Raw genomic sequence first — 12519 nt, forward strand, 5'->3', positions numbered from 1 at the left:
TTAAAAGTCTAATTTATCAATTAGATCACAATATTTTAAGGTATTAATAAAACTATCTATAGCATTCCAATTATTTGTTGAACATTTTATTTCATTATTTTCATTATTTTTATTATTTTGAATATTTAAAAGTATTTCCATGTTGTTTGGTAAAAAATCAGACTTCATTACTATAAACAAACATTCAACACTGTTTGAAGAATTTGAGGGAGAATTTAATAATAATATTTTGAACCACAAAGGTGATGCCCGTCTACTTTTAGAGTTTTGTGATTGTTTGTAACAGGCATCTACAGAATAATTATAATTCCCAATTCTAAAAGGCAAAGGCAAACCAAACACAGATCTTTCAATTGTTATTCCATTATTTTTTGCCGACAAAGGATTTTTAATTGCAGAAATTAAATTTTTATAATCAGGCATATAATAATTTCTAAATTCCATGAGTAAACAACCCATAAATGACAATGCTTTTAAAGGGTTACCCAGCTCAAAATCTAATGCTTTTAAATGAGGCATATATTTATTTTTTTTCTTGTTTTTGTATATTTCACTGACCCATTTTTTATATGAATCTTCCAAATTGCCTTTTTTGAGATAATATATTTCTACACTATTGTTAAACAAACAAGGAATAGACTCTCTTTCTTTTGAAAACAAAATACTTTTTATCGAATTAAGATTTTTATTAAACCAATCTTTTAAAGGTGCTGTAGGAATAAATTCAAGGAATTTAAATATTTCATCACTACCATCTATTTTATTAACTTTTACAGACCCAAAACCTCTTCTTGCTCTTGCACCAAAGTTACCAAGATTCATAGCAAGCCATACACTGCAAAAAAACTTCTTTATATCATCTTCTGTTGCTAAAGGTGAAAAACGGAAGGTTAGCTTAAACTGTTGTCCACATTGAAAACAAAAATTTTCTCGTTTTCTTAAAAAATAATTCAGATAATCAAAGCCTTTTTTTAACTCAAAGTTGAGTTTCTCGCTCCTTTGATAAGAATCTTTATTAGAAGTTTGTTCTACTATTATCTGCACAAGTCCTTTTCTGCCATTGTTTCCTCCAAAACCAAATATTCTTTTTTCATCTTCTAAATCTCCTCCTCCAATTCGAAACCAATACCTAAAAAGCCCATTAAAAGACTGACTTCTTAACTCTAATTTTTCTTTTTCACTCCCACACATATAAAGAGGAGTAACAATTTCACAGTGAAAGTTGTATTCCCTCATTTTTAGGTTTTCTCCTTTCTAATAAGAACAAGATTTGAACCAATAAAACTATTTATTGGCAAAGATGAAATATTTCCTGATGAAATTTCAATATCTTTTTCAGCAATAGCCCAAATTACTGTACCAGCCGGAATTGCTTTTGAGAAAAATCTTGTATTTTTTGATGAATATAGTGTTATATTAAGACAACTGTTCATTGTCATGGTGATAGTTCTAAAACCGCATTTGTCGAGCAAATCTGGCAAAAAGTTATCAAATACCCCATGGGTAAGAAATAAAATTTGAATTTGTTCATCTTTTTGTATCTCTATAATTTTTCCTGGGAATTCTGGGAATATTAATAAATTATTATTCTCAAACTTTAAAAATCCAACAAAAGTATTTTCAACTTTAAGAAGATCTTTTATTTCATCAAAAAAAGACACTTCTTCAATCTTGTAAGATACTATTCTTGACTCACCACCAACTTTCAGTACACGTGGTGATTTTTCAAAAATTGCTTTTATTTGCTCATATCCTAAATTAGTTTTTTTGAGATTTTCATCTTCAAGATTAAATTCTACCCATACAACAAATGAGAACTTTTCTGCAGGCTCAATTTTGAGCTTTTTAAAAGATACTCTGTAAACACCACTTTTTTTTTCAACAGTTCCATCTCTATGATTTATTTTTATACCAATTCTGTTATCGTTTTGGCATATCTCATCAAGCTTAATAATATTTTTTTTGTTTTCAATATCAATATTTGTATTTGAAAGTTTATTTTCTAACGAACCTTCTAACCAATGTTTTAAATATTCTATTGAAATAAACCCAGTAAAAGGTTCAATTTCAGTTTCATCTTTAGTGTAAACACAAAATGTAGAGATTTTATCTGGCTTGTTAGTATTTTTAGAAAAAAATAACTTCAATGCTCGATTTTCTAACGGCTTTAATATACAGAAAAAATTAGGATTATCTTCTTTTCTGGCAGTGTATATATTTGAAGGTATAGAAAAAAATATAGTTTCCTTTTTCTGACATGAGTTTGTTTCTTCATTGTATGTTTCTGTAAGTCTTTTCACAAAAGGACCATATATATATTTTATTACTTTTGAAGATTCTATATTGAGAAAAGTTGCAAGTTTTTTTGATATTGCTCCGGCAAAGGTATGCGAAAACGGGGGAAAGATGGAACTTGCATCATCTCCCCTGTTAAAAGCTTTTCCACTTCCAAAAAACAAAACATCAAAAGGTTCAAATTCAAATTTTAGCATCATTATTTAAACCACCTCAGGTATAATTTTATAAATCAAGATCATTCTTACCTGTCAAAAATTTTGCTAAAGCAAAAAGATAACCAAACATTAAGATATTTTGTGTTTTGAATTTATTGCAATTCTCCTCTTTTTCAGTTATACATTTTCTAAAACAATAAATTATATCTTCTATCTTTAAGACAGATTTTTTATCTTCATTTTTCTTCTTTCTTTTCCACAACCTTTTTATTTCCAGTTCTAAAATATCTACTATTTCCTCTGAAACATATTCCTTTTCAGTATCTAATAAACGATTTATAACCTCAATAATTTGATTGCAAATAACTTTAGGGACTGAACCATTTTGAAATTCATTTTTTACCTTATTTATAAATTCCACTAATTCCCATTTGCCACCACATTCTTTAATTTCGCCAGAGTGGGTTATAAGCTGAACACAAAAAGCATTTCTGCCAAGCTTATTTTTTGCTTTTTTTTCTGCACTTCTTACTGCTTTTAAAGCAAGTGATAAAGGATATTTATGATAAGCTATAACAATTCCTGCACTCATTGTAGCCCGGGAGATTACTGTTTTTTTGTATCGCTCTTGAAGTTCATACGCACAATTTAAAACAGTATTTACAGGAAGCAATGCTAAAACATCATCGCCACCCGCATATATCAATTTTCCGAAATATTTTTCTTCAACAATTTTTCTTACGTCATATAGGGCAAAAGAACATAATCTACTGCTTAATATTTGATGGTATGTAGGGGTAGCAGGATGTATTTTATTAAAAAGTTCCTCAATACCATTAGAATTTTTTAACAACTCATTATATACATCAGGATGAATAGTTTCGCCAATTGTAGGAAATTCAATGTTGTCACCCTCACTTTTCCCAAATCCTCTAATCCATTTGCCCATATGGTCGCCATCCATTTGCAAAATTGCAAAGTATCTTGAAAAATTTAAGTTTGCGCTTTTCAAAAAATTTCTCATATTTTCAAGAATGCTTTCATCAATATTTTCGATACCTAACTCATTTTTAAGATAATCTTTTGTGTAACTTTCTTCCATAAGCCACTGACCATCAATAAAAGCGAAATCTTGGTATTTAGTACCAAAAAATTTTTTCAAAGCAGGTACTGTTTCAGATGAAGGAAATTTTTTGCCACTTGATTCTATCTGCGTTTTAAATTGGTTATATTTCTCTATAAATTCTTCAATAAATTTTGGATTAGTTTTTAACAGTTTTTCTTTGACTGGTATACAAGCAATTTCTGAAGTAGATGGGAATGATGAAATTTCAAAACCAAATTCTTCCTCAAGCAGTTTTGGAAAAAGTCTTTTAAATAAACATACCCCACAAAGCCTTTCATTTTGTTTCAAAAGACCAGGGTTTTTTTCTCTTAGTTTGTGCCAATATAGTTTATTTTTCTCTTCATCCTTAGCTAAAAAAACTATTTCATTTTCGCCACACAAATGGCATTTTTCTCTATTATAATAGGGGATAAATTTAATTTCTCGAACACTTTTTCGTGCACCTAAAAGTTTTTCTAAAAGATCGATCAACAAAGGATATGCCCTGCCTATGCCAACCTTAGAAAAATCAATATCTTCTTTATTTTCAAGCCCTTGCTCAATTCTAATTATTTCTTCTATTAAATTTCGAATTTCGCTTTCTTCAAATAAAATTTTATGGTCATGAAATACATTTTCGCTTGTTAGTCCACCAGGAATTTTGCCAGAATTTTGCAGGTTGCATTTATTAGTAGTCCAAGGTAATATTGCATAATAAACTTGAAAATATGACAAAAGTTGAGTTTCAATTTCATCACAAATAGAGGGATTGATTTCTAATTCATCTGAATGCTGATTTTTAACAAATTTTTTATTTTCCTCTTCTTCTGAAAGTTGTTTTTTGATAAAATTTACGATTTTCTTGGCAAAGTTTTTAAGTGCATTTTCTAGAGCTTTTTTGCATTCCTCAACAATTGTGTTTTTGCTATAAGGAATAATTGCCAAAAATCGATTGGGAATATTTGCAATTAACAATTTACTGTTATCTTCATTTTCCGCTTTACAGTATATTCCTTTCAGCAATTTGATAATCTTTTCAAGACAATCATTTTCGTCTTCAAAAGTTTTATAAAGCCATCTTTTTTCTATTAAAGGTTGCCCTCTCAAATTAGGATAAATTACAATATCAGGTCCAAGTTGGTCTATCAGAGGCTCTAAGCACTTATATGTAAGGTAAGAAAGAATGTAACTTCCTGCCCATAAATCTTGAGTTTTACGTGCTGTTGCAATAAAGCTTTGAACAGGACCAATAGTAAAAATTAAAAATGTTGGGATACTACCTACTAAATCTCCCGAGGAAAGTTTATCAACATCTACAATGGCTGTTGTGATAGCACTTGTCTGAACTAAATGGTTGTAAATTGAATGAGAAGGTATTCTACTATCTGCTGGGTGGATATTTACCCATTTGAATAAATCGGGAACATACAGCCAGAGAAGTAAAAAGGCTAATTTTGCTTTATCATCATTACAGGTTAGCACAGAACAAATATTTCCCAATAATTTGAAAAATTCTTCAAGTTCTTGATGCTTATTTTCAAAATCTTTACAAATCACATTTTCTTCAAGCTTTTCTATATAAATATTTCGAAAACAAATATCTTTATGGTCTCTAATTTTTTCTGTTTTACTTTTAAGTTTTTCACTTAATACTTCATTCATCGGGTAAGAAATTCTATCTGCAATTTTAATGATTGGTAATAATTCCTCTATACATTCTCCAGGAAGAATATAATTAAGAAATTTTTCTGCTACTATTTCGTGGATTGCTTCTTTGTGATTTTTGTTTTTTGGGCAAGTAAATTTATCTATATTGAGCTGAGCTTTAGTGTTGGGATCATCATTATCAAAGCTAAGTATCCATTGCTTATCGAGAGGGTCATGCAAGAAGGCTTTCAGTTTTAATTTCCATATGCTCATTTTGATCACCTTTCAAGCTTTAGATAAATTTCAACATGTTTGGACAGACAAAGAAAGATTTTGTATAATTATATCATATATGTGAAATAAATCAACAGAAATTATTTTACATAAAAGGGAGGATTAAGAATGAAGTTAATATATCAATTAGGTCGTTTGGATACTAATATGGAGCAACAAAAGTTTAAAATTGGTAAAGATAATGAAGATTATACTGAAAAAGCCGAGCTGAGCTCTCTTTTTTTAAAAAAGTATTTCAAAGAGAAGAACAATGATGAAGTAAAGGTAATACTTCTCTACCCAGTTAGTTTACCTTTTAATCCTAATTTGATTAGAGATAATTCTAAACTACATGAAATATCTAAAAAAAAGATTGAAGAGATTTGGGAAAGAGAGGATGAATACTTTAATAATCCATATAACTATTTTGAAAGTTATTTTCCTTATTGTAATGAGAAAGATGACTTTAGAATTATTCATTCGTTGGGTAGCTATTCATATGGTAAAAAAAGAGATGATGCTAAAAAAGTTCAATTTGATACCACTTATGGAGACATTGTGCTTGAGATTTTTCTTGACATGATAAAAAGATACCTCAAAATGAATAATTCGATTTCAGAAATTTACATTGATATTTCAAGTGGTCACAATATTTACATTTCCGCAATGCTTGAGGCGTTTAGGCATTTTGCTACATTTACAAGTTTAAGACACTGGGTAGATAAAAGAAAAAGGCCAAAATTTTTCATCACAATCTGTGACCCTATTTTACCTGGAAGTGAAAATATCTATCAGGTGTATATTGAAGAGCAGAGATTTAATGTTTTTTTGGAGTCTCCTATAAAAAGGTGGGAGTTTGAAGATATAAAAAGTGAGAATTTTGAAGACATGAAAAAGATGTTATTTGATAAGCAGACCTGTGAACTTCTGGTAGCTGTTTTAGAAAGATTTCTAATGACTTTTAGTGCTATAAAAAACAATATACCTCTTTATCTATTTGATACTTATACTATTATTGATGAACCAGATGAAATTCAGAAGTTACTGGATGAAATAATTGAATACTTGCATGTTGAAATAGCAAAAAACTACAAAAATTCGCCGAAATTAGACAAAAATAAATGGATTAAAATAATAAATACTCTTGGATTTTATTTAGGGATAATTGATGTGATAAATCATGCAAACATTTTAAAATATAAAAAACAAAAAGGTGTTAAAAAAGATGATATAAAGAATATAATGAAGAATATATATAATAAATTTGGTCTTACTAATAACATTGATATTCTATCTGTTGAACTAGATAAACTTAGTCCTCCAGACAGAAGAATAGCCGCAGATATCTTGAGGAGCAATTTTAGGAACCTTCTTAATAGAAAAAATAGAGATAGAATACAACGTAATTTTTTTGCTCACTGTGGCCTCGAAGAAAATTTTGTTATTGTAAATGAAGAAAATGGAGATATTTATGTAGAATACATAGATGATTTGCCCGAATTAAGAGAAATGGTGGGAAAGATGCTTCTTGAACGAATATAAAAAAGCGGAGCAGATGTTAACTCTAAAGCTGTGTTACATCTTTCTTTCCTGCTCTTATAATGTCTAACTCTTTTGTGTTTTAATTTTTTAAATAACATTTTAATAAGCATTAGCGTTGTTAAATATAAAAAGCGTATCACTTTTAATAGCAATATTGTAAAAGTAATGGCAATATGATATTATTAAATGGTAATTAATACAGCAAAATTTGTAGATAACACAAAAAGTCGAATTTTGTCGAAAAATGAAAGAAAGTAAAAGTAAAAAAGAGGGGTGAAACGGATAAGATGATAGAATTGTTATTCATGCTGGGTATTTTACTTATTTTGGTTTATCTTTTATTAAAACTTATAGGGCTCAGAGTTATTCCAAACGACAAAGTGGGTATTGTTGAAAAGTGGTGGTCTTTCAAAGGTTCGCTGAATGAGCAGATTATAGCCTTGAGGGGTGAAGCAGGGTTTCAGCCAGAGGTTTTAAGAGGTGGTATTCATTTTAGGACTCCGCTTATGTACAAAGTCCACATTGTTCCACTTGTTACAATTCCACAAGGGCAAATTGGTTATGTTTTTGCAAGGGATGGTAAACCCCTTGAACCTACCCAGACGCTTGGCAAAGTGATTCCGGAATGTAATAATTTCCAAGATGTCAGGGCTTTTTTGGAAAATGGCGGGCAAAGAGGTCCGCAGCGGGCGATCCTTCGTGAAGGAACATATGCATTTAACCTTGCGCAGTTTATAGTTATCACAGAAGATAAGATTTACTATCTTCCAATGGGTAACAAAGAAGAAAAAGAGATGATAGAAAAGATGGTCCAGACTTTAAAGTCGCGAAATGCTTTCAGACCAATTGTGATAACAGAAGATAAGGTTGGTATTGTAACAGTTCATGATGGACCATCACTTCCAAGTGGAGACATAGTTGCACCAACTGTTGGGGATGACCCATCCAATCCTGAGACATACCATAATAACTTCCAGGACCCAGAAAAGTTTTTGAAAGCAGGAGGGTTCCGTGGAAGGCAGCTTCAAGTTCTTGTTGAGGGAACATATTTTATAAACCGGTTGTTTGCAACTGTAGAGCTTATAGACAAAACGGTCATTGAAGTTGGATATGTCGGAGTTGTTGTATCGTATGTAGGACCAAAAGGGCAGGATACATCAGGTGAGGACTACAAACATGGTGAGCTTGTTGAAAGGGGATTTAGAGGTGTGTGGAAAGATCCTCTGATGCCTGGCAAATATGCGTTTAACACATATGCTGGAAAGATTGTAAAAGTGCCAACAACAAATATCATACTAAAATGGATAAGTAACCAGACAGGCACTCACCGCTATGATGAGAATCTTAAAGAGGTAAGTCTTATCACCAAAGATGCATTTGAACCATCGCTGCCGCTGGCAGTTGTTCTTCACATAGATTACAGAAAAGCTCCGCTTGTTGTGCAGAGGTTTGGAGATTTGAAAATGCTGGTTGAACAGACTCTTGATCCGATGGTATCTGCATACTTTAAAAACATAGGGCAAAGGAAGACGCTTATTGAGCTAATTCAGCAGAGAGATGAGATTCAAAAGATAGCATCAGAAGAGATGAAAGAAAGGTTTGCGCATTATAATTTAGAGCTTGAAGAGGTTTTGATTGGAACACCTATGTCATCTCCAAACGATAACAAGATAGATGCAATTTTAGAACAGCTTCGAGACAGACAAATTGCCCTTGAGCAGATAGAGACATACTCACGCCAGCAAAAAGCGGCAGAAAAGGAAAGAGAGCTCAGAGAGGCTGAGGCAAGGGCTGCTCAACAAAAACTTCTTACAGAGTCTGAGATAAACATTCAGATTCAGACAAACCAGGGTAAAGCAGAGTATCAGCGTTCTATTCAAGAAGCTCAGAAGATAAAAGCTTTGGCAGAGGCAGAAGCAGAGAAAGAAGCACGAATTGGTATTGGACGGGCAATTGCCATAGAAGAGCAGGTAAAAGCATACGGCGGACCTCAATATCAAGTTCTGCAGGATGTCATGGGCAAATTTACGCAGGCTTTAGAAAAGACAGGCATAGATATTGTTCCAGAAACTGTTGTTGCAATGGGCGAGAAGGCTTCTTCTGCATCTTTCAATGCGTTTGAAATGCTATTAACTTTGCTTTTGACAAAAGAACTTGGTGTTGAGTTCAAAGGAAAAGAGACAGAGGATGAGAATGTCAAAAAGATAAAGCAGGAGATACTAAATTCAATACTTCTTGCAAAGGAAAGTGATAAGAAGGAGAAAACTGAAGAGATTTCTCAGGATTCACAACAGCAAAATGCTGTATCTTAAGCTTTAAGATTTTAAATACCCGATCCATGAAAAGTGCGGCTCTGGGAAGGAAGATTTTATAATATGTGCCAGAGCCGCTTTGCTTTTCAGAAAAAGCCACTACAAATTTTAAATTTTGTATGCTAAAATAATTTCATATAAATTGCAAACGTTTGCTCAAAATAAGCTATGGGTATAAATTAATTAGAAGCAAACTGAAAAAGGGGAGAAATAAGAAAGATGTCAGCATTAAAAGAGCTTGTTGAGATTCTGAATAATAAAGCAAAAGAGTGGGATGGAAAAAACGATTTCAGAATACCAAAGTTGTGGGACAGTTTTGGCTATGATGGGCTTGAGAAAAAAGAAAACAATGATGGCACAATATCAGTAAACCCTTATAAGTTTGTTGCAAGGGCTGTAGAAAAAGCAATTTTGCCTTATCAAAAGGAAGGAGTTGACTATCTTCAGTCGCTTTCAAAGATATTATCTCAAGACAGAAGCGTATCTAAAAAACCATATAGTAACTGGATTGAAAAGAGCAGCGTATATGGTATGCAAATAAGAACATTTTCTGCATGGGACCATGACTGTGATAGAAAACTTGAACTTGAAAATGCTTTTGGACTGAAGGATACAGGGACGTTTATAAAAACAATTGCACTTTTGCCGCTTATAAAAAAGATGGGTTTTGATGCTATCTATACCCTTCCAATTACAAAAAACAGCACAAAGTATAAAAAAGGTGAGATGGGTTCACCGTATGCAGTCAAAAACTTTTTTGAACTTGACCCTGTTCTTTATGATCCTATGGCAGACCAGCTTTCGATAGATGAACAGTTCAAGGCTTTGATTGAGGCATGCCATATTCTTGGAATAAGATTTATAATTGATATTATTCCAAGAACATCTGCCAGAGATTCAGATTTTATTCTGGAACACCCGGACTGGTTTTATTGGATTAAAATAGATGATTTAGAAGATTACGGACCACCAAAATTAACTTTGATAAAAGAGTTTACAAAAGCAAATGAAGAAAACATTGAGCTTATATACAAAGACCCGGCTGTGCTAAAGCACATAAGAAAGTTTGTTCAATCACCTGAAAAATACGCACCTGAAAAGTGGCAGAGTATAAAAGAAAGGTGTGAAAAAGACAAGAACCTTGACTTTTTTGAACTGATAGAAAAAGAGATAGGTCTTACCACTGCCCCGGCTTTTTCAGACTGTCTGAACGACCCGCAACCTCCATGGACAGATGTAACATATTTGAGACTTTATCTTGACCATCCTGTTCAATCTGCAAAGTATATCGACAGCGATCAACCACCATATATTTTGTTTGATATTATAAGAGGCAATATATTCAAAGGAAGAAAACCAAACAGTGAACTCTGGGAAAAGATTTCAAATATCATTGTTCACTATCAGAAAAACTTTGGAATAGATGGTGCAAGGATTGATATGGGGCATGCTCTTCCCAAAGAACTGGAGGATATGATAATTTCAAATGCCAGAAAAGAAGATCCACAATTTTGTTTTATTGCAGAAGAACTTTCAATGGATGCACATAAAAAAGCTAAAAAGTCAGGCTATGACATGATTATTGGTGACCTTTGGGCAAGAGAACCACGATACTATCAAGGGACTATGAAGAAGATTTTAGACATACTTGTTCAGCTTGAAGTTCCTGTTTTTGCAGCATGTGAGATTCCAGACAGTCCGCGTGCAGCTTCAAGGCTTGGAGGCAGGGATTTTTCTCGTTTTGCCACAGTATTGAATTTCTTTTTACCCAACAGCGTGCCTTTTGTCACGTGCGGGCAGGAAGTTTATGAACTTCAACCTATGAACTTGGGACTTGACCCACAACCAGATGGCAGGTTTTTACTTCCAAAATCAGACCCTCTTTATGGGAAACTTGCCTTTTTTGATAAGTACGCTCTTCACTGGACAAACCAGGGTGCTGATGAGATGATAAACTTAATTCAAACTGCAGCAGATTTGAAAAAGAGGTTTTCACAGTTTATATCAAAAGAGAACTTTTTCAAAATACCATATAATGGAAAAATGATACTGTCATTTGGCTACAAACTTATTTCAGAATCTGAAAATGAGTATTTTGTTATAGTTGCAAATTCCGACAATTTAAGAAAGAAAACTGCTAAATTGAATCTTTTTAAATCAGGTATTTTTAATGCCCAGCGAGCAGAAAATATTGATTGTCTGTTCAGTTTGAAAGGAGAGGTTGATTATCATTACTCTTATCCGAATCTGATTGTTAATTTAAATCCACTTGATATAAAAATTTTTTATTTCAAAATAGAAAATTAACCTTTCCATGCGTATATAATGGAGTAAAATTAAAATATAAACTTTATAAATTTTTGTGCATGGAAAGGAGATAAAAATGAAAAAATATATTTTTGTTTTCCCGGCGGTAGATTTAAAGCTCTGACAATGAGCTATGATGACGGGAAAAAACAGGACAGAAAACTTGTAGAAATATTCAATAAGTATGGTATTAAGGCAACTTTTAACATCAATGCAGGACTTTTGGGTAAAGATGATAGAATCGCAGCCGAGGAAATTGCAAACCTCTATCAAGGACATGAGGTTGCAGCTCATACATTTAACCATCCAACAATTGCAAGGTGTCCTCATGATCAAGTAGTACAGCAAATAATAGAAGACAGAAAGATATTAGAAGACATTGTGGGCTATCCAGTGAGAGGACTTGCTTACCCAAATGGGTCGTATTCCCCTGATATAAAAAGCTTTCTTCCTTACTGTGGAATTGAATATGCAAGGATTGTTGGAAATAGTAATGATTTTTCAATTCCAGTTGATTTTTATGAGTGGAAGGCAACCTGTCACCATAATCATAATCTTTTAAAACTTGCAGAGCAGTTTTTAAACTTTTATAAGAAGCAATATCTGTATCTTTTTTATGTCTGGGGACACAGCTATGAGTTTGACAATGACAACAACTGGGATTTAATTGAAGAGTTTTGCAAAATGGTTGGGAACCATCCAGATATCTGGTATGCAACTAATATCGAAATTGTTGACTACATAAATGCTTTTCGTAATCTTAAATTTTCTGCAAAGGGTGACTTTGTTTTCAACCCATCTGCAATCGACGTTTGGATTTCAGTAGATGATAAGATTGTCAAGGTTGATGGTGGGAAGATAACAAGGCTTTGAAATTATC

At 32.4% G+C, this 12519-nt stretch carries 7 protein-coding genes; 4 read left to right on the forward strand and 3 right to left on the reverse strand.

The genetic code is table 11. From position 1 onward, the window contains the following. From cmr1 to cas10, 3 genes are read right to left on the reverse strand one after another with little or no spacing between them, the layout of a single operon-like run. Positions 1 to 1236, reverse strand: coding sequence for a type III-B CRISPR module RAMP protein Cmr1 (gene cmr1, locus COB47_RS00645; protein ID WP_013289503.1), 1236 nt, complete (start codon positions 1234 to 1236; stop codon positions 1 to 3). 2 nt (positions 1237 to 1238) lie between these two features. Continuing rightward, positions 1239 to 2495 (reverse strand): type III-B CRISPR module-associated Cmr3 family protein, encoded by a 1257-nt coding sequence (locus COB47_RS00650; protein ID WP_237698938.1) that lies wholly within the window; start codon positions 2493 to 2495, stop codon positions 1239 to 1241. Positions 2496 to 2520: 25 nt separating this feature from the next. Beyond that, the gene (gene cas10, locus COB47_RS00655; RefSeq protein WP_013289505.1) at positions 2521 to 5478 is read right to left on the reverse strand and encodes a type III-B CRISPR-associated protein Cas10/Cmr2; all 2958 of its coding nucleotides are present in this window, start codon (positions 5476 to 5478) and stop codon (positions 2521 to 2523) included. Between the two features lie 129 nt (positions 5479 to 5607). On the opposite strand from cas10, the gene csx1 reads away from it, so the two are divergent. From csx1 to COB47_RS00675, 4 genes are all read left to right on the forward strand, one after another. Next, positions 5608 to 7020: a CRISPR-associated CARF protein Csx1 gene (gene csx1 / locus COB47_RS00660; protein ID WP_013289506.1), complete on the forward strand. Its 1413-nt coding sequence runs from the start codon at positions 5608 to 5610 to the stop codon at positions 7018 to 7020. 287 nt (positions 7021 to 7307) lie between these two features. Next, positions 7308 to 9332 carry an SPFH domain-containing protein gene (locus COB47_RS00665; RefSeq protein ID WP_013289507.1) on the forward strand — a complete coding sequence of 675 codons (2025 nt, stop codon included), beginning with the start codon at positions 7308 to 7310 and terminating at the stop codon, positions 9330 to 9332. A 219-nt stretch (positions 9333 to 9551) separates the two neighbouring features. Continuing rightward, positions 9552 to 11639 carry an alpha-amylase family glycosyl hydrolase gene (locus tag COB47_RS00670; protein WP_013289508.1) on the forward strand — a complete coding sequence of 696 codons (2088 nt, stop codon included), beginning with the start codon at positions 9552 to 9554 and terminating at the stop codon, positions 11637 to 11639. 126 nt (positions 11640 to 11765) lie between these two features. Then, entirely contained in the window at positions 11766 to 12512 is a 747-nt protein-coding gene (locus COB47_RS00675) for a polysaccharide deacetylase family protein (protein ID WP_013289509.1), read from the forward strand. The last annotated feature ends 7 nt before the right edge of the window (positions 12513 to 12519 follow it).

It is taken from the genome of Caldicellulosiruptor obsidiansis OB47, assembly GCF_000145215.1.
Classification (GTDB): Bacteria; Bacillota; Thermoanaerobacteria; order Caldicellulosiruptorales; family Caldicellulosiruptoraceae; genus Caldicellulosiruptor; species Caldicellulosiruptor obsidiansis.